Genomic DNA, 21,216 nt, shown 5'->3' on the forward strand with positions numbered 1-21,216 from the left:
GGAAACTGTCCGTGGCCGGGAGGGTGGGCGGCGCAGGGGCGTAAGCGCCATGGATGGCGCGCCCGAGCTTACATGGACGTACTTGCAGCGGCCCCTGCGCCGCCCACCCTCCTGGCCAGCCCGAGGACCGCAGTCGAGCAGCTGCCACGAGGGGCTCAGCCGTTGGCCGGTTTCCAGCACCAGTGCCACGGTTCGTAGACGATCCCATGCGGGTTGTCGCGCGGATAGCTCAGATGGAACCCGTGCGCCGCGGCATTGGCCTGCAGCCACGCAAACGCAGCCGTCGCCTCGAAGGTCTCCTCTGCCGGCGCATCCCCCGGTGTGCCGATGTCCAGCGCGTGACCACTGTGGTGTTCGCTGAAGCCAGGGGCGGCATTGACCTTCAGGATCTGCGGCACGCTCTGCCCGCGCGCCAGCTTGCGTTCGAAAATGCCGAGCTGATACGCATGGCTGCGGAAGCCGGAGATCGCGTCCAGTGCAATTCCATCCCGGGCGGCATGCAGGCGCATCCGTCGCCAGCCCTGCGCGGCACCGCGGCGCAGCCACAACAGGCGGGCAAAGCGATCACGTCCGGCCCAGTGCAGCACGCACGGCTCGGCTTCCAGTGCCAGCCCGCTGTCGTGCGCATAGCGCTGTGCATCCAGGCCCAGCTGCTGCAGGCACTGTTGCAGGCCAACCAGCGGCAGCCACTGGTCTTCCAGTGCAGCGCCGAACGGTCGTGACCGTGCGCCATCCAGCAGGGCCAGCGCGTCCTCCACGCCGGGCTCGCGTGGCAGGCGCGGCACCAGCGAGTGCACACCGTGCGCCAGTACTGCCGCCAGGTAGCGGCCATCGCGCTTGCGCCGCAGTACCCATTGCGCGCGGGCCAGCAGACGGGCGTCGAGATTGCTGCGCGCGCGCAGCAGCGGTGCAGGCCACAGTTCGACGGTCTCGGTATTGATCAACAGCGGAGTGGTGCGGTGCATCGATCCAGCTTACTGCCGTGGCGCCGTGCCGGCCACCTTGCGCAGCGCCTCGAGCAGGGCCTGCGGGCGCTCCAGGCTGAGCAGCAGGGTGCTGCCGCCGCGCACCGGAATCACCAGCGTGCGTGCGCGGTCGGTGACCAGGGCAAAGCCCTTGCCGCCGCCCTGCAGGCGGAAGTGCCCGGAGTAGAAGCCGGGCATGCTGTAGCCGTTGGTCTTGAAACGGATGCCATAGCGGCGATCACGGCTCAGGTCGACCACCTCGGCCTGGTCCAGCAGCAGGTCGGCCACCGGCGTGCGGCGACGGTACAAGGTTGAACGCACGTCCAGCACGTTGCCTGCCAGCTCCACCCGGCGACGGAAGAACGCCCAGCCCAGGCCGATGCCCATCAGCACGATCACCGCCAGGCTCCATGCCGCGCTGCCGCCCATCAGGAAGAACGGCGGCGACAGGGTGACCTCCATCCAGGGAGCCTCGCTGCGATTGTCGTGCAGCTGTGCCCACATGCCCACGCCCAGTACCGCCAGCAGTGGCAGCAGCACCCACAGCACCCGCAGCGAAGAACTCTCGGCAACCTCGAAGGGGCGTGCATCACTGCCGCTCATCGCTGCGCCTCCACCCAACGCGCAACGTCATCGATCAGCTGCCCATCCACGTGGCCCGGCTGCGCGTATTCCTTCAATGAACTGGGGCCGCTGCCGGCGATGCCGATGTGGTTGAGGGCAGGGTAGGCCTTCCATTGCACGTCCCGGCGATCGGCCAGGGCTTTTTTCCACAGTGCCCAATCCGTTTCCGGTACCTGGAAGTCGCGGCCCCCGTGCAGCATCAGCAGTGGCTTTTTCAGCGCAACCGCGTCGCCGCGTGCGTTCACCGCTTCGATGCTTTTCCAGAACGTCTGCGGCACGCCCAGTGGCAGTTCGCTGGCTGGCACAAGAGTTTCGCTGCGGGCCGCGGCGATCTGCGCGTCGAGCTTGTCCAGGAACGCTTGCTCCGGGGCGCTGATCGAGCCGTCCAGCGACAGCAGGTAGCGGTTCTGCTCCGGCAGCAGTTCAAGCAATGTGCGCGCCGGCGCGGCCCACAGGATCGCGCCGCGCGCCTGTGGCCAGCGGCTGGCGATGCGCGGGGCGAGCATGCCGCCCTGGCTGTGGCCGAGCACGAAGATCCGCTTGCCGTCGATGCGTGGGTCCGCCGCCAACGCGCTCAACGCTGCGATGGCATCGTCGGTGGTCTCGTCATCAACGTTGAAGCTGCCGCTCTGGAAGTCCTGGGGGCGGGCATGGGTGCGCTTGTCGTAGCGCAGCACGGCGATGCCCTGGGCGGCCAAGCCGCGGGCGATGTCCAGGAACGGACGGTTGCCACCGATGGTTTCGTCGCGATCCTGTGGGCCGGAGCCATGCACCAGCACTACGGCCGGGAACGGTCCTTTGCCCTTGGGCAGGGACAAGGTGCCGGGCAGCGCACCGCGTGCCTGTGGCACGCTGAAATCGGCTTCGCTGTAGTTCGCGTCGGCCGGCGGTGGCGCTGCCTTGGCGGCCGGGGCCGGGCGCAGCAGCAGGCCCGCTACTTTGTCCTGCCCGTTCACCGCCACCTGCGCGATCACCGCGCCACTGGCGAACTGCAACGGTACTTCCACCAGGTGCAGGCCCTGCTGCTCACTGCTGTGCGCCGGGCCGCGCTGCTTCAGTTCACCCAGCGACTGCCACAGGCCCTGCAGCTTGTCGGCAGGCACGGCCGCGGCCATCTGCGGTGTCAGCATGGCCTCGGCATCGGCGGTGCGCCCTGCCTGCAGGTGATCGAGCAGGCGTGCTGCGACCTGCTGCGGTTCGCCAGCGGATGCACTGGCGGACAACAGGGCAAGGGAAACAGCAAGCAACGAGCGGCGTGCGCTCATGGTTACAGCTCCTTCTTGAAGACCAGCAGGGCCGGGCGCATTGGCGCCGGGACGATGATGTTGACCAGTTCCCAGCCCAGCTGGCCCTGGCGGCTGAGTTCGGCCTGGATGTCATCGGCCTTCTGCAGGCCCATCATGGATGTCTTGACCTCGACGGTCAGGTAGCTCCAGCGCTTGCTCATTCCTTGTCCTCCGGCGATGGCTTGGGTTTCGGCAGGCGGCCTGCCTTGCGCAGTGCGTCGCGCAGCACGTATTCGATCTGTGCGTTGAGGCTGCGCAGTTCATCGTCCGCCCAGCGCTGTGCGGCCGCCAGGACCTCGGCGTTGATGCGCAGCGGATAGGCTTTTTTCTCGCTCATGCAGACTCCTGGCGGGGCGGTGGGGCGCCCCGTTGCGAGGGTGGCTCAGTACAGCGAGCCGGTGTTGACGACCGGCTGCGTGCCGCGGTCCGAGCACAGCACGGTCAACAGGTTGCTGACCATGTGCGCCTTGCGCTCCTCGTCCAGCTGCACCACGCCGTTTTTCTGCAGCTCGGCCAGCGCCATCTCGACCATGCCGACCGCACCGGCGACGATGCGCGTGCGTGCGGCGATGACCGCGTTGGCCTGCTGCCGCTGCAGCATCGCCTGGGCGATTTCAGCGGCGTAGGCGAGGTGGCTGATGCGCGCATCGATCACCTGCACGCCGGCATCGGCCAGGCGCTCGGCCAGTTCGTTCTTCAGGTGCTGGGAGATCTCGCTGGCATGGCTGCGCAGCGCCAGCTGGCCGTCCTCGTGCTGGTCATAGGGGTAGCTGGTAGCCATCGCGCGCAGCGCCGATTCGGACTGGATGTGCACGAAGCTCTCGTAGTCGTCCACGTTGTAGACCGCTTCGGAGGCGTCGACCACCTGCCAGACGATCACCGCAGCGATCTCGATCGGGCTGCCGTCCAGCTCGTTGACCTTCAGCTTGCCGCTCTCGAAATTGCGCACGCGCTGGCTCACGCGGCGCTTGCTGAAGAAGGGGTTGTTCCAGCGCAGGCCGTTGTCCTTGACGGTGCCGACGTACTTGCCGAACAGGCTGACCACCGCCGCCTGGTTGGGCTGCACGGTGTACAGACCGGCCAGCGCGACCAGCGCCAGCGCAGCGATCAGCAGGCCGGCCAGAATCAGCAGCACGTTGGGCGAGCCGGTGCTGGCCTTCGCCGCGACCCCGGCCACGAACAGGGCGCCGCCGGCGAGGGCTACGACCAGGGACCCGGCGAGCGCGCCCAGGCCGTTGAGGGAGGACAGCGACTTCTCTTTCATGGCGGTACGTCCTTGAGGGTTCGAATTGAAGATATCAAAGTGATATCACATTCGGGCTACCGTTCGTCGGCTGGGCGTGCCCAGGCACTGCGGCTGGACCGGCTAGAATGCCCACCCGCCTTCACATCGCTGCTGGAACCCGCCATGGCCAAGCTTGGAACCCCGTTGTCCCCCTCCGCCACCCGTGTGCTGCTGCTGGGCTCGGGCGAACTTGGCAAGGAAGTGGCCATCGAACTGCAGCGACTGGGCGTGGAAGTGATCGCTGCCGACCGTTACGCCGATGCCCCGGCCATGCAGGTGGCACATCGTTCGCACGTGATCGACATGCTGGACGCGATGGCCCTGCGCCAGTTGATCGCCCAGGAGCAGCCGCACCTGGTGGTGCCCGAGATCGAGGCGATCCATACCGAGACCCTGGTGCAGCTGGAGCAGGAGCAGGGCCTGCGGGTGATCCCGACCGCGCGTGCTGCGCGCCTGACCATGGACCGTGAGGGCATCCGCCGCCTGGCCGCCGAGACGCTGGGCCTGCCGACCTCGCCGTACCGCTTTGTCGACACCGAGGCCGAGTACCGCGCCGCCGTGGCGGCGATCGGCCTGCCGTGCGTGGTCAAGCCGGTGATGTCGTCCTCGGGCAAGGGCCAGAGCACGCTGCGCAGCGAGGCGGACATCGCCCCGGCATGGGAATACGCGCAGACCGGTGGCCGTGCCGGCGCCGGCCGCTGCATCGTCGAGGGTTTCATCGACTTCGATTACGAGATCACCCTGCTGACCGTACGCCACGCCGCCGGGACTTCGTTCTGCGCGCCGATCGGCCACCTGCAGAAGGAGGGCGACTATCGCGAAAGCTGGCAGCCGCAACCGATGTCGGACAAGGCGCTGGCGCGTGCCGAGGAGATCTCGCGCGCGATCACCGATGATCTCGGTGGCTGGGGGCTGTTCGGCGTCGAACTGTTCGTGAAGGGCGACCAGGTGTGGTTCAGCGAAGTATCACCGCGTCCGCACGATACCGGCCTGGTGACGCTGGTGTCGCAGGAGCTGAGCGAGTTCGCGCTGCATGCGCGGGCCATCCTCGGCCTGCCGATCCCGGTGATCCGCCAGAGTGGCCCATCGGCCTCGTGCGCGCTGCTGGCGCATGGCGAAGGCGTGCCGTACTTCAACAACGTGGCTGCCGCACTGCAGGTGCCGGACACCGCCGTGCGCCTGTTCGGCAAGCCGAGCGTGCATGGCCACCGCCGCGTGGGCGTGACCCTGGCGCGCGCGGACTCCATCGACGAAGCACGCGCCATCGCGCGTGACGCCGCCGAAGCGATCGGCGTCGAGCTGCGCTCGTAAAACGGAGCGACGACCAACGGTCGTCGCCTACCGAATTTGATGGGCACCGACCGTTGGTTGGTACAGATTTCCGGTGGGTACCGACCGTTGGTCGGTACCCCATCAACCCCGGTTACGGCTTCACATCCACCCATACCAGGTGGTGGTCGCTGCCATCGGCGATCTTCGCTTCGGCACTCTCATTGGCCGGCCAGAACACGCCGCTGCCGAGGTACTCGAAACCGGTCGAGGGCAGCACGTAGTCCAGGCGCATGGTGCCGGACTTCGGGCCGAAATCGCCGGTGGCATGGAACGGTGCACCCTTGCGGGTGATGCCCTTGGCCGCATAGGCCAGGCTGGTCTGCTCGGCGCCGATGCTGCGTGGGGTGGGGTAGCGCAGCACGCGGGCGTTCTCGATCAGTTCGACGATCGCCTCGTGGCGGCCATCGCCATCGACCGGATCATTGTTGAGGTCGCCAAGGATGACAAAACGCGCATCCTGGGCCAGGCCGCCGCACTGGCCCTTGTCGTCGCACAGCCACGGCTTGTCACCCTTTGACAGGTATTCCTGCCACAGGCGCAGTTCGTCATGGTTGCGCGCGGCGTTGCGCTTTTCCGGGCCATCGAACACCGGCGGCGTCGGGTGCGAGACCAGCGCGTGGACCACGCCGGCCGGGGTCTTCACCGGTACATCCCAGTGCGACTTCGACGACAGCCGCAGCTGCGACCAGACGGTGTCGTTGTAGAAGCTCTTGCCGGTGCGCGGATCGACCGGGCGGATCGCGCCGGGCATCGCACTCCACTTCAGCAGCTGGAAGCTGCGCACCTTGGCTTCGTCGATCGGGTAGCGCGACAGCACCAGCATGCCGTACTGGCCCGGGTGCAGGCCGTAGCCCCAGGCGTCGTTGCCGCGACCGCGGCCTTCGCCGCCGACCACGCCGTTGTTGTCCAGGTCCAGGCCACTGGGCACGCCGGTGTTCACCGGCGCCAGGTAGCGGTAGGCGAAGTGCAGCGGCTTGCCGCCACCGGGCTGGGCCACTTCCAGGTAGCGCTTCTGGAACAGGTCGGCGGCACGATGAGCGTCATCGAAGTCGAACTCGTTCAGCAGCACCAGGTCAGGGCGCGCCTGCTGCAGTACCGCGGCGATCTTGCGCGCATGTTCGCTGTCGCCTTCCAGTTCGGCGATCAGGCCGCCGGCTTCGTCCGAATACAGCGAGGTGTTGTAGGTGGCCAGGCGCAGCGCTGCAGACGGTTTTTCGGTCATCGCGGGGGACGTGGCGAAGGCGGGAGCGGCGGCGCCACAGAGCAGGGCCAGGCCGAGAATCAGGGGTTTGGCGTTCATGGGCCATATTGTGCACCTGGCCCGGTGTCAGTGGTTTGTCAGCGTCCGTCCAGTTCGTCATCGAAATCATGCCAGCGGCGGCCATCGTAGGCCTCCAGCGGGCGATAGCGCCGCTTGTAGTCCATCTTCTGGTGCTCACGTATCCAGTAGCCCAGGTACAGGTGGGGCAGGCCCTCGCGGCGGGCCCACTCCAGCTGCTGCAGGATCGCGAACGTGCCCAGCCCGCGCGCGGCATGGGCGGGGTCGAAGAAGGTATAGACCGCCGACAGGCCGTGCTCGGTCACATCGGTTACTGCCACGCCCAGCAGCTGGCTGGGCTGCCCGTCGTGGCCGGGCAGGCGCATTTCCATGAAGCGCGTATGCGACCAGCTGCCGATCAGGAACTGTTCGAACTCGTGCGGGCCGTGGTCGTCCATGCCGCCCTTGGCATGACGATGCACCAGGTAGCGGTGGTACAGCTCGAACAGATCCTCGCGTGGCATGGCCGCGGTGATGCGCACTTCCAGATCGGTATTGCGGGCGGCGCAGCGGCGCTGGCTGCGATCCGGGGCGAAGCGGGCCACCGGAATGCGCACAGCGACGCAGGCGTGGCAGTTCGCACAATGCGGGCGATAGACCAGATCACCGCTGCGTCGGAAGCCCCAGCTCAGGGCCAGCGGGTACAGCCCGCCGAGGCGACGGTCCTGCGGGTCCAGCACCAGGTCGCGTGCAACCCGGTCCGGCCAGTACCCGCAGGGGTGCTCGCCGGTCTGGAACAGTCGCAGTTCGTCGTCTCTGTCGCCGTGTCTCGCCATGGGCACAGCATAGCTCCAGCCTGTCGCAATGGCGGCGACTGTCCGCCGGATGAATGGAATGGGCGGCTGCGTCAACCGAGGTCGTGGTCAGGCGTTGTTGTCCTCCGAGGGTGAGGTGTTCACCCCGATGCCAATCCCATTCCCAGGAGTGACCCCATGATCCGTACCCCCCTGCTGCTGGCCCTGCTGCTCGGCACCTCCGCGACCGGTATTGCCTTGGCTGCCGACACCCCGGCTGCACCGGCGCAGCGTTCGGCCAAGCTGGATACCAATGGCGACGGCGTCATCGACCGCAGCGAAGCGGCGGCCAACCCGCGCCTGGCCGCAAAGTTCGACGAGCTGGACAAGAACAAGGACGGCAAGCTCTCGCGTGATGAGCTGCCGCGCTGGAAGCATGGCCGCCACGATGGTCGCGGCGGCGAGCGCTGGGCCAAGCTGGACACGAACAAGGATGGCCGCATCAGCCGTGACGAAGCCAAGGCCGATCCGCGCCTGGCCGAGCGTTTCGACCAGCTCGACCTCAACAAGGATGGCTACCTGGACAAGGCCGACCGCGAGCTGCGCATGAAGCAGCATCGTGACGCCTGGTTCGCCGCAGCCGATACCAACAAGGATGGCCAGCTGAGCAAGGCGGAGTTCGACGCCGCCAAGGGCCCGATGCATGGTGGCCCGCGCCACGGCGGCCCGCGTGACGGCGCCGCGCCGAAGCCGCAGCGCTGATTTTCAGTGCAGTGATCGACGACAACGCCGGCGCACTGCCGGCGTTGTCCGTTACAGGCGGCCGCTGAGCGTCATCGTGTAGGCCAGGGCACCGATGACGATCAGGTTCACCGCCATCATGCCGGTCAGGCCGTACATGGATTCGTACTTCCAGTTGATCCCGTTACGCCCACGCCGGGCTGCATCACGCGCGAGCAGCGGCGCCATGATTCGCCGCAGCGTCACCAGGCACTGGTAGTTGACCACCACCAGGCCCAGTGCCAGCACCAGCAGCTGCGCCCACATCGGCGCCTGCAGCAGCACGGTGAACAGGATGGCCAGGCACCAGCCCAGGCTGGTGCCGGTGCTGAGGTTGACGAAGCGGCGGACCTGGACCTGCTCGGCACCGGTCTCTGCGTAGGACAGCAGGAAACGCCCTCCGAGATAGCTGCCGAGCGCGCCACCGACGACGCCACCGATGATCGCGGCCCAGCTTGACGCAGGCAGCATCTGCAGCTGGCCCAGCGTGGCGGTCAACGAGCCGAGCGCGGTGCCGCCGGCAGCGCTGGCGCCACCGAGGCCGAGCTTGCTGCCACCCACGCCGACGCCGGTTCCCAGCAGGATCGCCGCGCTGGCGGTGCCGGGCGCGGCGATCATCACCATCGACACCACCGCCGTTGCGAACGCTGCACTCGGTGCGCTGCTGCGTGCGAATTCGCCGAAGCGCTGCAGCAGGCCCTCGCGCACCTGCGCACGGGCACGTGACAGGCGCTTGCGTACCGCCGCGTCGCTCAGCCCGAGCAGGTCGGCCACCTGCTGCGAATGCTGGCCCTCGCGGTAATACAACAGCAGGACTTCGCGGCTGTCGGCGGGCAGGGCAGAGATGATGTCTTCGGCAGCGATTTCCTCTTCCAGCCGCTGCAGGCGATCGGCCACGCCCGGGGTCGGATCCGCAGCCATGGTCAGCGCCACTTCGGCAGCCTCGCCGCTCAGCGGTCGGCCACGTTGTGCGCGCAGCCAGTCGCGGGCGAGGTTGCGGGTGATCTGCCGCAGCCAAGGCAGGAAGCTGCTCGCGCTGCGCAGCTGGTGCAGCTGCTGCCAGCCCTTCACGAACGCTTCCTGGGCGATGTCCTCGCTGGCCTGGCGGTCGCCGGTGATGGCCAGGGCGATGGCGGTGACCGTGTTCTGGCAGGCCAGCACGATGCGGCCATAGGCATGCTGGCAACCGCTGCTGGCGGCCGGCAGTTCGCGTTCCAGGGTTTCGTCGATGCTTGCGGCGAAGATCGTCATGGCGGCGGGCTCCTGCAGGGATTGTGTCCCATGACGGAGGCGCGCGCCGAATGTGACCGGTTCGCGTCCCGGTAGCGCCGGGCCATGCCCGGCGGCGTTTCTGTCAGGCCGCTGCGCTCGCCGGGCATGGCCCGGCGCTACCTGCGCGTTACGTGGACGGCTGGATGCGGACCCGCACTTCCTCTTCTTCCGGCGGTGCCGGCGCGGTCGGCTGTGCTTGCTGCGGCTGTGCCTGCGGGGCGGGCACCGGCGCGGTTGGGGCAGGGGCACCGCGATGGCGCAGGCCGATCACCAGCGCCACCCCGGCGATCACCACCAGCAGGGCAATGCGGATGCGCCAGGCCCAGCCACGACCACCGGCACTTTCCTGCACATCATCGCGGAAGGCGAATTCGGCGGTCGGGTGGTCACGACGGGTGGTGTCGAGCAGGCGGGCGTCGCGCAGGATTTCGCGCGCACGCGGCTGGTCGTCGGCGCGCACGACCCACACCGCAGGGTAGGCGCCTGCATTGCCCAGGTCGGTATAGCTGAACTGACCCCGGCGACGGGTCTTGTACGAGCGTCCGTTGGTGACCTTCACCTGGATGTCGTGGCTGCGCAGGAGCTCGGCCACGCCTTCCACGGTTTCCACGCGCTGGCTGCTGAAAATCTGACGCATCGGTCAATCCTTGGCCGGCACGGCGGCCGCTGCTGCCTGGTCCGGAACCACGCGGATCAAGCCTTCCTGGGCGGTGCTGGCAACCAGCACGCCATCACGGGTGAAGAACTGGCCGCGGGCCAGGCCGCGCGAATCCTGCGCACTGGGGCTGTCCAGCGAGTACAGCAGCCAATCGTCGGCGCGGAACGGGCGGTGGAACCAGATCGCGTGGTCCAGCGAGGCCATCTGCACGTGCGGATGGTAGTAGCTGATGCCGTGCGGGAAGGTCGCCGTGCCCAGCAGGTGGAAGTCCGACGCGTAGGCCAGCAGTGCCTGGTGCAGCTCGGGAGCATCGCCCACGCGCTCGCTCAGGCGCAGCCAGACCTGGTGGTAGGGCGGGCGCTTGGGCGGGTTCAGTTCATCGCGGGGATACACATGGCGGAACTCGAACGGACCGCCGCGCGAGAGCCAGCGCTGCACCTTGATCGGCAGGCGCTCAAGCACCTCCGCGGGCAACGGCCGGTTCGGTTCGATGTCTTCCGGTTGCGGCACTTCGGGCATCTTGTGCTGGTGCTCGGCACCGGATTCGGCCTGCTGGAACGAGGCCGCGCAGAAGAAGATCACCTTGCCATGCTGGATGGCGGTCACCCGGCGCACCGAGAAGCTGCCACCGTCGCGGGTACGGTCGACGTCGTAGACGATCGGATGGTCGATGTTGCCGGCGCGGAGGAAATAGGCGTGCAGCGAGTGCACATGGCGACCATTGTCGACCGTGGCCTGCGCGGCCGCCAGGGCCTGGCCCAGCACCTGCCCGCCGAACACGTACTTGGTACCGATGTCGCGGCTCTGGCCGCGGAACAGGTTGTCCTCCAGCCGCTCCAGGGTGAGCAGATCGATCAGCTCGGAGACGACGGGTTCGGGCATGTCGTTCAAGGGGGCGGCCACAGCGATGAAAGAGGGGTCGATTATACCGGTGTAGGCCGGATGCCCCATCTTCGGTAGTGCCGGCCGCTGGCCGGCATCCGCAGGCGTCCCGGCAGGATCGCCAGGCTGCCGGCCAGCGGCCGGCACTACCGTTTACTTGCCGAGACGCGCCGCCAGTGCCTGCAGTGCGTTCTGCGCATCCGGGGCGAACCAGGCCTCGACGAAGCGCTCGAGCTGGATCAGGTCCGGATGCAGGGCGTCGTGCAGCTCGGCGCGGGCGATGGCACGGGTCAGCAGCATCGGCTGCCGCGGCTGCTTCAGCAGGTCCTGCAGCCAGGCCACCGCACGGGCCGCCACCAGTTCGCCATCCACCAGTTCGTCGACCAGGCCGATCTGCAGCGCCTGTTCGGCCGGTACCAGCGCGCCGGTGGCCAGCAGCACGCTGGAGCGGTGCGCGCCCACCGCACGGCGCAACAGGCGCTGGATGCCTTCCGGTGCGATCAGGCCGACCTGCACTTCGTTCAGGCCGATGGCATACGGGCGCGCCGGATCGGCACTGCGTGCCATCACCCGGTAGTCGCAGCACAGGGCCAGCACGCAGCCGCCCGCCGGTGCATGGCCGGTGATCGCCGCAACCACCGGGATGCGGCTCTCGGCCAGCGTGCGTACCGCGCCGAAGAACGCGTTCCAGGTGTCCAGCAGCTTGTGCTTGTCATCGCCATGCGAGAGCAGGTGCGGCACGTCCATGCCGCCGGTGAAGATGCGCTCGCTGCCGGACAGCACGATGCCGTGCGCGTCCTCGGCCATCGCCAGTTCGATGGCATGGATCAACTGCCGGCACAGCTCGGTGTCCAGTGCATTGACCGGCGGCCGCGCCAGCCGCAGTTCGCGGATGGGGCCATGGTTGATCACCTCGATGAGCGTCGTCATGCTGCGGGTCTCGTTGCGAAGAAGGAACCTGGCCGATGATAACCAAACCATTCGTTGGCGTACTGTTGATGATGTGTGCGGGCGCAGCATCGGCGGCGGCCGCGGTGCCGGAGTGCGTCACCGTCTCGCAGGGCTGGGTACGTCTGCCGCCCAGCCCGACGGCGACGCCCATGACTGCCGGCTATGGCGTGATCCGTAACGGCTGCTCCACCGCGGTGACCATCATCGGTGCGCGCAGTGCGAGTTTCGGTGATGTGTCGTTGCACGAGACCCGGATCGTCGACGGGGTCAGCCGCATGCGTGCCGTCGAGCGCCTGCCATTGGCGCCGGGCGAACGCGCCGTGCTCAAGCCCGGCGGCCTGCACCTGATGTTGATGGACGGCAGGCGCGCATTGGAGGAGGGGCAGCCTGTGTGGCTGCAGGTGCAACTGGAGGGTGGTACCGAAGTCAGCACGGCCCTGATAGTGCGCAAGGCCGCGCCGTAACGCGGCGCTCGTTCCGCCGGGCATGGCCCGGCGCTACCCAGGCATCACTGCCGAATCGACATCGGTAGCGCCGGGCCATGCCCGGCGAGCGCGCAGCGCGGTGGGGCTTACGACCAGTCGTACGAGAACAGCACCGTGCGGCTTTCCGGCTCGTACAGCATCACGATCGCATCGGCACCGGTTGCACACCAGTTGTAGCCGGCCACTTCGGCCACGGCGAAGAACTTGTGGCCATCGCGGGTGATGATCGCGAGCTCGGCATCGTCCGGCGCATGCCGGTCGTCGGCAGCCTCGGTGAACGCCAGCGCGAAGGCGGCCGGAATCTCCGCGGTTTCGATCCAGTTGCCGGTCGAGATCTGCCCGCCCAGCACATCGAGGTACGCCTGCTCGCCGGGCTCGCCGTCGCCATAGCGCGAATAGCTGGCCAGGCGTCCATGCTGCTGGAAGTACGCACGTGCCTTGCTGTAGCTCTCACGCATCTCAGCGATGTGCTTCAGCGCGTGCTTGTCCTGCACCTGGTCGCCGATGAAGTAGCCCTCCTCACCGAGGAAACGCATGCGGTTGTCGCTGGTCAGTTCAAAGGCGATCCAGTTGGTGCCGGTGAACGCGTTGTGGTGTTCTTCGGTGGTTTCACCGATGCAGCCGTCGTAGGGCTCGATCGGGCACAGCATCGTGGCCACGCTGCCGGCCAGTTCCGGGCGCAGCACGCCGAGGTCGATTTTCAGCAGCGGCAGCAGATGCTGGCCAAGCCAGGCCTGGTCATCGGGGAATACGTCGGCGGGGAAGGGGACCATGCCGGGCAGCAGGTCGCGCAGTTCAGTCTGGTGGATCATGTCAGTCCTTTGATGTGGAACGTTAGCGCCGGGCCATGCCCGGTGGGGAGAGTGCCGGCCAGCGGCCGGCACTACCTTCAGGTGGATGCGCTGCGGATCGCGTCCGGCAGCGGCGCGCTCTTGCCGGTCTGCGTGTCCATCCAGACCACCACCACGTTGCCGTCCGAATACAGCTTCGACTCGTCCTGCTGGTCGACGATGCGATGGCCGATGGTCACGCTGCTGTTGCCCAGGCGTTCGACGAACAGCTCGACCAGGATGTCGTTGGGCCACACGATCGGCAACCGGTAGTTGACGTTGGTGGCAGCCACCACCGGTGCGATGCGGTCGGTCATCGACACGCCTTCCACGCCCAGCATCCAACGCACGCGTGCCTCTTCCAGGTAGGAGATGTACTTGGCGTTGTTGACGTGGCCCATGCTGTCCATGTCACGCCAGCGCACGCTGATCGGAATGCGGGCCAGGATCTTGTGTTCGCTGCTCATCAGGCGTCCTTCTTCTTCTTGGTGCCGGCCGTGGCGGTCTTGCTGGCCTTGCCGGTGCTCTTGGCGGCGGCTGCCTTCTTCGCCGGCTTCTCGGGCTTCACCTTGCGCGGCGGGCGCGCATCGGGCTTGTTGGCCACAGCGGCGGGCTGGTCAGGTCGCGCAGTAGTGGACGGCAGCATCCGTGCGAGGAACTGGCCGGTATACGAATCCGGGCACGCGGCCACGTCTTCCGGCGTGCCGGTCACCAGGATGGTGCCGCCGCGATGACCGCCTTCCGGACCCAGGTCGACGATCCAGTCCGCGGTCTTGATGACGTCCAGGTTGTGCTCGATCACCACCACCGTGTTGCCCTCGTCGCGCAGCTTGTGCAGCACGCCGAGCAGCGCCTCGATGTCGTGGAAGTGCAGACCGGTGGTCGGCTCGTCGAGGATGTACAGGGTGCGGCCGGTATCGCGGCGCGACAGTTCCTTGGACAGCTTCACGCGCTGCGCTTCACCACCGGACAGCGTGGTCGCGCTCTGCCCCAGCTTGATGTAGCTCAGGCCGACATCGACCAGGGTCTCCAGCTTGCGGGCGATGGACGGGACCGGTTCGAACAGCTTCAGCGCATCTTCGACGGTCATTTCCAGCACGTCGTTGATGTTGAAGCCCTTGTACAGGATCTCCAGCGTTTCGCGGTTGTAGCGCTTGCCATGGCAGACGTCGCACGGCACGTACACGTCGGGCAGGAAGTGCATCTCGACCTTGATCAGGCCATCGCCCTGGCAGGCCTCGCAGCGGCCGCCACGCACGTTGAAACTGAAGCGTCCCGGCGAATAGCCGCGCGCACGCGATTCGGGCACCTGTGCGAACAGCTCGCGCAGCGGAGTGAACAAGCCGGTGTAGGTGGCCGGGTTCGAGCGCGGGGTGCGGCCGATCGGCGACTGGTCGATGTCCACCACCTTGTCGAACAGGTCCAGGCCATCGATCTCCTTGTACGGCGCGATCGGGTGCGAGGCGCCGTTGATCTCGTTGGCAGCCAGCGAGAACAGGGTGTCGTTGATCAGGGTTGACTTGCCCGAGCCGGACACGCCGGTCACGCAGGTCAGCAGCCCTGCCGGAATGGCCAGGTCCACGCCCTTCAGGTTGTTGCCGGTGGCGCCACGCAGATGCAGCGTCATCTTCGGGTTCGGCTTGTGCCGGCGCGCCGGGATCTTGATCGCGCGCTTGCCCGACAGGTACTGGCCGGTCAGCGAACGCGGTGCATCCAGGAGGTCCTGCAGGCTGCCCTGGCCGACGATCTCGCCGCCATGCACGCCCGCGCCGGGACCGATGTCCAGCACGTAGTCGGCCAGTCGGATCGCGTCTTCGTCATGCTCGACCACGATCACCGTGTTGCCAAGGTCGCGCAGGCGGGTGAGGGTGCCCAGCAGGCGCTCGTTGTCGCGCTGGTGCAGGCCGATGGACGGCTCATCGAGCACGTACATCACGCCCACCAGACCAGCACCGATCTGGCTGGCCAGACGGATGCGCTGTGCCTCGCCACCGGACAGGGTGTCGGCCTTGCGCTCCAGGGTCAGGTAATCCAGGCCGACGTCGACCAGGAAGCCGAGGCGTTCGCCGATCTCCTTGACGATCTTCGCAGCGATCTCGCCACGCCAGCCCGGCAGGCTGAGTTCGCTGAAGAACTTCAGGGCTTCATCGATCGGCAGCACCACCAGTTCCGGCAGCGGGCGGTCGGCCACGAACACGTTGCGTGCGGCCTTGTTCAGGCGCGCGCCGTTGCACTCGGGGCAGGCATGTTCGCTGATGTACTTGCCCAGCTCTTCCTGCACCGCCGCCGATTCGGTTTCCTTGTAGCGGCGTTCGAGGTTGGGAATGATGCCTTCGAAGCGGTGCTTGCGCTGGGTGCGGCCACCGGCCTCGGTGAAGTAGGTGAAGGTGATCGCGTCCTCGCCACTGCCGTACAGCACGGCCTGCTGCACCTTTGCCGGCAGCGAGTTCCACGCCGCGTCGGTGTCGAACTTGTAGTGCTTGGCCAGCGAGGCGATCAGCTGGAAGTAATAGGCATTGCGGCGATCCCAACCACGCACGGCACCGGCCGCCAGCGACAGCTCCGGATGCACCACCACGCGCGAGGGGTCGAAGAACTCGGCCATGCCCAGCCCGTCGCAGCCGGGGCAGGCGCCCATCGGTGCGTTGAACGAGAACAGGCGCGGCTCCAGTTCCGGCAGCGAGTAGTCGCAGACCGGGCAGGAATACTTGGACGAGAACAGGGTAGGGGTTGCCGCGGCATCGTCCAGCGACTGCACCGACGCCATGCCATCACCCAGCTTCAGGGCGGTTTCGAAGCTCTCGGCCAGGCGCTGCTTGATGTCTTCGCGCGGGCGGAAGCGATCGATCACCGCTTCGATGGTGTGCTTCTGGCGCAGCGCCAGCGGCGGCACCGCGTCGATTTCGTACAGTTCGCCATCCACGCGTACACGCACGAAGCCCTGCGCGCGCAGCTGGTCGAACACCTGCGCGTGCTCGCCCTTGCGGTCGCGGATCACCGGTGCCAGCAGCATGTAGCGCTGTTCCGGGTCCAGCGTCAGCATATGGTCGACCATCTGGCTGACCGTCTGCGCTTCCAGCGGATAGCCGTGGTCGGGGCAACGCGGCGTGCCGACGCGTGCATACAGCAGGCGCAGGTAGTCGTAGATCTCGGTGATGGTGCCGACCGTCGAGCGCGGGTTGTGCGAGGTCGACTTCTGCTCGATCGAGATCGCCGGCGACAGGCCTTCGATATGGTCCAGGTCCGGCTTTTCCATCACGCTCAGGAACTGCCGCGCGTACGCCGACAGGGACTCGACGTAACGCCGCTGACCCTCGGCATAGATGGTGTCGAACGCCAGCGACGACTTGCCCGAGCCGGACAGGCCGGTGATCACGATCAGTTTGTCGCGGGGCAGGTCGAGGTCGATGTTCTTGAGGTTGTGCGTCCGCGCGCCGCGGATGCGGATGAAATCCATCGCCATGGGGAATCCGGTTGTGGGGGCGTGGCTGGGCCGCCGGGCCAGCGATAGGGCGGCAATCGGTCAGCCTACCGAGGTGACCAGATGGGGGCAATGGGCGACAATGCCAGCCCGGTGTCTCACCCGGTGAGACCGCCTGTCAGGCAGGGGTCAGATCCCTTTTCACCGTGTGAAAAGGGATCTGACCCCTGCTTGGGGGCCCCCGGGCCGTTCAGGGGGTTGACTTGACCCGTCCGGGCCCCTCTGCGTACAATCCCGCTCCTGTCCGCCCTCGACGGCGGCAGTCCATAGACCACAATAACTACAGAGGAAGTCTGGTCATGTACGCAGTACTGGTCACCGGCGGTAAGCAATACCGCGTGGCGCAGGGCGAAAAGCTCCGCATTGAAAAGCTCGAAGTCGAAGTCGGCAGCGAGATCAAGTTCGACAACATCCTGCTGCTCGGCGACAGCGATGGCATCAAGATCGGCGACGCCCTGAGCGGCGCTGCGGTCACCGCCACCGTCCTGTCCCAGGGTCGTGCTGACAAGGTCCGGATCATCAAGTTCCGTCGCCGTAAGCACCACATGAAGCGCCAGGGTCACCGTCAGTACTACACCGAAATCGAGATCACCGGCATTGCCGGTGGCAGCAAGTAAGGAGATAGGTCATGGCACATAAAAAAGGCGTAGGCTCTTCGCGCAACGGTCGCGACTCCAACCCGAAGTACCTCGGCGTCAAGATCTTCGGCGGCCAGGCCATCGAAGCAGGCAACATCATCGTGCGTCAGCGCGGCACCCAGTTCCACCCGGGTACCGGCGTCGGCCTCGGCCGTGACCACACCCTGTTCGCCCTGACGGACGGCAAGGTGGAGTTCACCGTGAAGGGCCCGAAGAAGCGTCGCACCGTCAGCGTCGTCTCGGTCGAAGCCTGATAAGGCTGCGTCCGGCGGCCCATGCCTCGGCATGGCCGTGCTGGATGAAGAGCTCGCTGCATGAAGAGCCCCGCTTCGGCGGGGCTTTTCGTTGGAATCAATGGTAAAACGGGCATCGCCCGGTTGTCGGCCAGTGGCCGGCACTACATCAAGGTGGCGGCGTGCATGCCGCGCCCATCGCAGGCATCGAAACAATGAAACTGGTAGACGAAGCAGAAATCGAAGTGTTCGCCGGCAACGGCGGCAACGGCTGCATTGGCTTCCGTCGCGAGAAGTTCATTCCGCTCGGCGGCCCGGACGGCGGCGACGGCGGTGCGGGCGGCAGCGTGTGGATCCGCGCCGACGAAAACCTCAACACCCTGGTCGACTTCCGCCATGACCGCATCTTCAAGGCGCAGCGCGGCGAGAACGGCATGGGTCGCCAGGCCTATGGCAAGGGCGGCGAAGACATGGTCATCACCGTGCCGGTCGGCACCGTGATCATCAACGTGGCCACCGATGAAATCATCGGCGACCTGACCCAGCATGGTGATCGCCTGCTGGTGGCCAAGGGCGGCCGCGGCGGCCTGGGCAACATGCATTTCAAGAGCTCCACCAACCGCTCGCCGCGCCAGGCGCTGCCGGGTGAGCCGGGTGAGGAGCGCACGCTGAAGCTGGAGCTGAAGCTGCTGGCCGATGTCGGCCTGCTGGGCTTCCCCAACGCCGGCAAGAGCACCCTGATCCGCGCCGTCTCTGCGGCAACGCCGAAGGTGGCCGATTACCCGTTCACGACGCTGTACCCGAACCTGGGTGTGGTGAAGGTGGAAAACTACCGCAGCTTCGTGATCGCCGATATTCCGGGCCTGATCGAAGGTGCTGCCGACGGTGCCGGCCTGGGCGCGCAGTTCCTGCGCCACCTGCAGCGCACCCGCCTGCTGCTGCATCTCGTCGACATTTCGCCGATGGAAGGTGGTGTGGAAGGTGTGTCGCCGGTCGAGCAGGTGCGTGCCATCGAGCGCGAACTGGAAAAGCACGATCCGGAGCTGCTGGCCAAGCCGCGCTGGCTGGTGCTGAACAAGGCCGACCTGATGTTCGAGGACGAGGCCAAGGCCGCTGCCGAGAAGATCGTCGCCGAGCTGGGCTGGAAGGAGCCGTGGTTCCTGGTGTCCGCACTGGGTCGCGAAGGCACCTTCCCGATCATGAGCCGGATCATGGCGTTCTTCGATCGCCAGAAGGAAGACGAGCTCGAGGCGGCACGCAACGCGCAGTAATGCCGTTGTGGTTCCCGCGAAAAACCCGGCTTCGGCCGGGTTTTTTGTTGGCGGCCGAATGGGGTCGGATCCCTTTTCTGCGGGAAAAGGGATCTGACCCCGGGCATCGCAAGATTGCAGGCAACAAAAAACCCGGCCGAGGCCGGGCTTTTGCGTGCTGCCGGAGCCGGGGCTCCAGCAACCAACCGGATCAGGCGGCCTGGAGGGCCTTGATGCGGTCGTTCAGGCGGCTCTTGTGGCGAGCAGCCTTGTTCTTGTGGATCAGGCCACGCGCGCTGAAACGATCCAGGATCGGCTGGGCAACGGCGAAGGCGGCTTGAGCGCCGGCGGCATCGTTGGCGTCCAGCGCCTTGATCACTTTCTTGACAGCGGTGCGCAGCATCGAGCGCTGAGCCACGTTGCGCGCGTTGCGCACGACGGTCTGCTTGGCGCGCTTCTTGGCGGACTTGATATTGGCCACGGTGGTGGTTTCCTGAAAAATCGGTGTTATGGGAACAGCAAGCTAGCTAGTATGATGGCGTAAGAAATGTACGTCAAGTCGATTGTCAAGAGGGACGTTGAGTGAGTTCACCCAAGATGTTGCGGGGCCTGCTGTCGTTCAGCAGCATGACCATGGTCTCGCGGGTTCTCGGCCTGGTCCGGGACCAGGTAGTGACCTCGACCTTCGGCACCAACGCCATCACCGATGCTTTCTGGGTCGCCTTCAGGATACCCAATTTCCTGCGCCGGCTGTTCGCCGAGGGTTCCTTTGCCACCGCATTCGTGCCGGTGTTCACCGAGGTGAAGGAAACCCGCAGCCACGCCGAGCTGCGTGAACTGATGGCCCGCACCGCCGGCACCCTGGGCGGCGTGCTGATGCTGGTCACCGCGCTGGCGCTGATCTTCGCGCCGCAGCTGGCGTCGGTCTTCTCCAGTGGGGTGGACACCGACCCGGCCAAGCAGGGCCTGCTGATAGACCTGTTCCGCCTGACCTTCCCGTTCCTGCTGTTCGTCTCGCTGACCGCCCTGGCCGGCGGTGCGCTGAACAGTTTCCAGCGCTTCGCGATGCCGGCGCTGACGCCGGTCATCCTCAACCTGTGCATGATCGCCGGCGCGCTGTGGCTGGCGCCGCGGCTGGGTGGCACCCCGGAAAAGCAGATCCTCGCCCTGGGCTGGGCGGTACTCGCCGCCGGCCTGCTGCAGCTGCTGTTCCAGTTGCCTTCGTTGAAGGGCATCGACCTGCTGACCCTGCCGCGCTGGGGCTGGAACCATCCGGGCGTGCGCAAGGTGATGACGCTGATGGTGCCGACCCTGTTCGGCTCGTCGGTGGCGCAGATCAACCTGCTGCTGGACACCGTCATCGCCGCCAAGCTGACCGATGGCTCGCAGTCCTGGCTGTCGCTGGCCGATCGCTTCCTGGAACTGCCGCTGGGCGTGTTCGGCGTGGCCCTGGGCACGGTGATCCTGCCGGCGCTGGCCCGGCACCACGTCAGCACCGACCGCGAAGGCTTCTCGCGCTCGCTGGACTGGGGCCTGCGCATGACCCTGCTGATCTCGGTGCCGGCCATGCTCGGCCTGCTGCTGCTGGCCGAACCGCTGATCTCCACGATCTTCCAGCACGGCCAGTTCACCGCCTTCGACACCCGCATGACGGCGCTGTCGGTGTACGGCCTGAGCTTCGGCCTGCCGGCGTTCGCGCTGCTGAAGGTGGTGCTGCCGGCGTTCTACGCGCGCCAGGACACCAGGACGCCGGTGCGCGCCGGTGTCGCCGCGCTGGTGGCCAACATGGTGTTCAACTTCGCCCTGCTGGCGGTGCTGTACCAGGTGATGGTGCCCGATGAGCTGAAGGCGCAGGGGGTGATGGCGGCGCTGGGCAAGCAGCCCGGCCTGCACCTGGCGCTGGGCATCGCCAGCGCGCTGTCCAGTTACCTGAATCTGGGGCTGCTCTGGTACTGGCTGGGCAAGACCGATGTCTACCAGCGGCGTCCGGGCTGGGGCGGCTACCTGCTGCGCCTGTTGCTGGCGTGCACGGCGATGGTCGGCGTGCTGCTGGCCCTGCTGTACTGGCTGCCGGGCTTCTCGTCGATGGGCGTGTGGGAACGGATCGGCGCGCTCGGCCTGCTGGTCGGCGGTGGCGGGCTGACCTATCTGCTGGCGATGGTGGCGATGGGCTTCCGTCCGCGCGACCTGCGTGGGCATTGATCGTGGCTCC

The 21,216-nt window shown here is 66.9% G+C and carries 23 protein-coding genes; 7 read left to right on the top strand and 16 right to left on the bottom strand.

The genetic code is table 11. The features are described from left to right. Positions 1-155: 155 nt before the first annotated feature. The 6 genes from ABIA73_RS03585 to ABIA73_RS03610 are packed head-to-tail and all read right to left on the bottom strand — an operon-like array spanning position 156 to position 4,139. Positions 156-965, bottom strand: a complete 810-nt coding sequence (locus tag ABIA73_RS03585) for a M15 family metallopeptidase (protein ID WP_354275442.1) — start codon at positions 963-965, stop codon at positions 156-158. Positions 966-974: 9 nt separating this feature from the next. Next, positions 975-1,568 (bottom strand): PH domain-containing protein, encoded by a 594-nt coding sequence (locus tag ABIA73_RS03590; RefSeq protein WP_313116603.1) that lies wholly within the window; start codon positions 1,566-1,568, stop codon positions 975-977. Further along, positions 1,565-2,854, bottom strand: a complete 1,290-nt coding sequence (locus ABIA73_RS03595; RefSeq protein WP_279208284.1) for an alpha/beta hydrolase — start codon at positions 2,852-2,854, stop codon at positions 1,565-1,567. The genes ABIA73_RS03590 and ABIA73_RS03595 overlap by 4 nt, the downstream gene beginning before the upstream one ends. 2 nt (positions 2,855-2,856) lie before the next feature. Continuing rightward, complete coding sequence (locus tag ABIA73_RS03600) at positions 2,857-3,036, bottom strand: DUF4177 domain-containing protein (protein ID WP_025873867.1); 180 nt, start codon at positions 3,034-3,036, stop codon at positions 2,857-2,859. Continuing rightward, positions 3,033-3,212: a type II toxin-antitoxin system antitoxin gene (locus ABIA73_RS03605; protein WP_005412615.1), complete on the bottom strand. Its 180-nt coding sequence runs from the start codon at positions 3,210-3,212 to the stop codon at positions 3,033-3,035. Before ABIA73_RS03605 ends, ABIA73_RS03600 begins: the two co-directional genes overlap by 4 nt. 45 nt (positions 3,213-3,257) lie before the next feature. Then, positions 3,258-4,139 carry an SPFH domain-containing protein gene (locus tag ABIA73_RS03610; RefSeq protein ID WP_025873866.1) on the bottom strand — a complete coding sequence of 294 codons (882 nt, stop codon included), beginning with the start codon at positions 4,137-4,139 and terminating at the stop codon, positions 3,258-3,260. 144 nt (positions 4,140-4,283) lie between these two features. On the opposite strand from ABIA73_RS03610, the gene purT reads away from it, so the two are divergent. Beyond that, entirely contained in the window at positions 4,284-5,471 is a 1,188-nt protein-coding gene (gene purT, locus ABIA73_RS03615) for a formate-dependent phosphoribosylglycinamide formyltransferase (protein WP_354275443.1), read from the top strand. 112 nt (positions 5,472-5,583) lie between these two features. Here purT and ABIA73_RS03620 read toward each other — a convergent pair whose 3' ends face one another. Continuing rightward, entirely contained in the window at positions 5,584-6,792 is a 1,209-nt protein-coding gene (locus tag ABIA73_RS03620) for an endonuclease/exonuclease/phosphatase family protein (RefSeq protein ID WP_354275444.1), read from the bottom strand. Positions 6,793-6,830: 38 nt separating this feature from the next. After that, entirely contained in the window at positions 6,831-7,586 is a 756-nt protein-coding gene (locus ABIA73_RS03625; protein WP_025873863.1) for an arginyltransferase, read from the bottom strand. 156 nt (positions 7,587-7,742) lie between these two features. On the opposite strand from ABIA73_RS03625, the gene ABIA73_RS03630 reads away from it, so the two are divergent. Continuing rightward, on the top strand, positions 7,743-8,306 hold the full coding sequence (locus tag ABIA73_RS03630) for an EF-hand domain-containing protein (RefSeq protein ID WP_354275445.1): 564 nt from the start codon (positions 7,743-7,745) through the stop codon (positions 8,304-8,306). Positions 8,307-8,357: 51 nt separating this feature from the next. Here the strand turns inward: ABIA73_RS03630 and ABIA73_RS03635 are convergent, their stop codons facing one another. The 4 genes from ABIA73_RS03635 to ABIA73_RS03650 all read right to left on the bottom strand — a co-directional run bounded on the left by ABIA73_RS03635 (position 8,358) and on the right by ABIA73_RS03650 (position 12,066). Further along, complete coding sequence (locus tag ABIA73_RS03635) at positions 8,358-9,575, bottom strand: RNA polymerase sigma factor (RefSeq protein WP_032975964.1); 1,218 nt, start codon at positions 9,573-9,575, stop codon at positions 8,358-8,360. A 148-nt stretch (positions 9,576-9,723) separates the two neighbouring features. Beyond that, positions 9,724-10,233 carry a pathogenicity-like protein gene (locus tag ABIA73_RS03640; RefSeq protein WP_032975965.1) on the bottom strand — a complete coding sequence of 170 codons (510 nt, stop codon included), beginning with the start codon at positions 10,231-10,233 and terminating at the stop codon, positions 9,724-9,726. Positions 10,234-10,236: 3 nt separating this feature from the next. After that, positions 10,237-11,136, bottom strand: a complete 900-nt coding sequence (gene tesB / locus ABIA73_RS03645; RefSeq protein ID WP_032951563.1) for an acyl-CoA thioesterase II — start codon at positions 11,134-11,136, stop codon at positions 10,237-10,239. Positions 11,137-11,289: 153 nt separating this feature from the next. Beyond that, a complete protein-coding gene (locus ABIA73_RS03650; RefSeq protein ID WP_059063463.1) occupies positions 11,290-12,066 on the bottom strand; it encodes an enoyl-CoA hydratase/isomerase family protein in 777 nt (258 codons plus the stop codon). Positions 12,067-12,101: 35 nt separating this feature from the next. Here ABIA73_RS03650 and ABIA73_RS03655 point away from each other — a divergent pair, with 35 nt between their 5' ends. Next, the gene (locus ABIA73_RS03655; protein WP_059063465.1) at positions 12,102-12,551 is read left to right on the top strand and encodes a copper chaperone PCu(A)C; all 450 of its coding nucleotides are present in this window, start codon (positions 12,102-12,104) and stop codon (positions 12,549-12,551) included. A gap of 107 nt (positions 12,552-12,658) precedes the next feature. Here ABIA73_RS03655 and ABIA73_RS03660 read toward each other — a convergent pair whose 3' ends face one another. The 3 genes from ABIA73_RS03660 to uvrA form a co-directional block, all read right to left on the bottom strand. Continuing rightward, on the bottom strand, positions 12,659-13,384 hold the full coding sequence (locus ABIA73_RS03660) for an enolase (protein ID WP_354275446.1): 726 nt from the start codon (positions 13,382-13,384) through the stop codon (positions 12,659-12,661). A gap of 77 nt (positions 13,385-13,461) precedes the next feature. Then, positions 13,462-13,869 carry an acyl-CoA thioesterase gene (locus tag ABIA73_RS03665; protein ID WP_025873855.1) on the bottom strand — a complete coding sequence of 136 codons (408 nt, stop codon included), beginning with the start codon at positions 13,867-13,869 and terminating at the stop codon, positions 13,462-13,464. After that, the gene (gene uvrA / locus ABIA73_RS03670; protein ID WP_032975969.1) at positions 13,869-16,865 is read right to left on the bottom strand and encodes an excinuclease ABC subunit UvrA; all 2,997 of its coding nucleotides are present in this window, start codon (positions 16,863-16,865) and stop codon (positions 13,869-13,871) included. Before uvrA ends, ABIA73_RS03665 begins: the two co-directional genes overlap by 1 nt. A gap of 317 nt (positions 16,866-17,182) precedes the next feature. Between uvrA and rplU the strand changes: the two genes are divergently transcribed. The 3 genes from rplU to obgE all read left to right on the top strand — a co-directional run bounded on the left by rplU (position 17,183) and on the right by obgE (position 19,025). Continuing rightward, on the top strand, positions 17,183-17,500 hold the full coding sequence (rplU, locus tag ABIA73_RS03675; RefSeq protein ID WP_004148331.1) for a 50S ribosomal protein L21: 318 nt from the start codon (positions 17,183-17,185) through the stop codon (positions 17,498-17,500). 11 nt (positions 17,501-17,511) lie between these two features. Beyond that, positions 17,512-17,775 carry a 50S ribosomal protein L27 gene (gene rpmA, locus ABIA73_RS03680; RefSeq protein WP_025873853.1) on the top strand — a complete coding sequence of 88 codons (264 nt, stop codon included), beginning with the start codon at positions 17,512-17,514 and terminating at the stop codon, positions 17,773-17,775. Positions 17,776-17,969: 194 nt separating this feature from the next. Further along, on the top strand, positions 17,970-19,025 hold the full coding sequence (obgE, locus tag ABIA73_RS03685; RefSeq protein WP_025873852.1) for a GTPase ObgE: 1,056 nt from the start codon (positions 17,970-17,972) through the stop codon (positions 19,023-19,025). 190 nt (positions 19,026-19,215) lie between these two features. Here the strand turns inward: obgE and rpsT are convergent, their stop codons facing one another. Further along, positions 19,216-19,485 (bottom strand): 30S ribosomal protein S20, encoded by a 270-nt coding sequence (gene rpsT / locus ABIA73_RS03690; protein ID WP_025873851.1) that lies wholly within the window; start codon positions 19,483-19,485, stop codon positions 19,216-19,218. 116 nt (positions 19,486-19,601) lie between these two features. Here rpsT and murJ point away from each other — a divergent pair, with 116 nt between their 5' ends. After that, positions 19,602-21,206, top strand: coding sequence for a murein biosynthesis integral membrane protein MurJ (gene murJ / locus ABIA73_RS03695; RefSeq protein ID WP_032951562.1), 1,605 nt, complete (start codon positions 19,602-19,604; stop codon positions 21,204-21,206). Positions 21,207-21,216: the final 10 nt, after the last annotated feature.

Origin of the sequence: Stenotrophomonas sp. 2694, assembly GCF_040548715.1 — a bacterium.
Taxonomy (GTDB): domain Bacteria; phylum Pseudomonadota; class Gammaproteobacteria; order Xanthomonadales; family Xanthomonadaceae; genus Stenotrophomonas; species Stenotrophomonas indicatrix.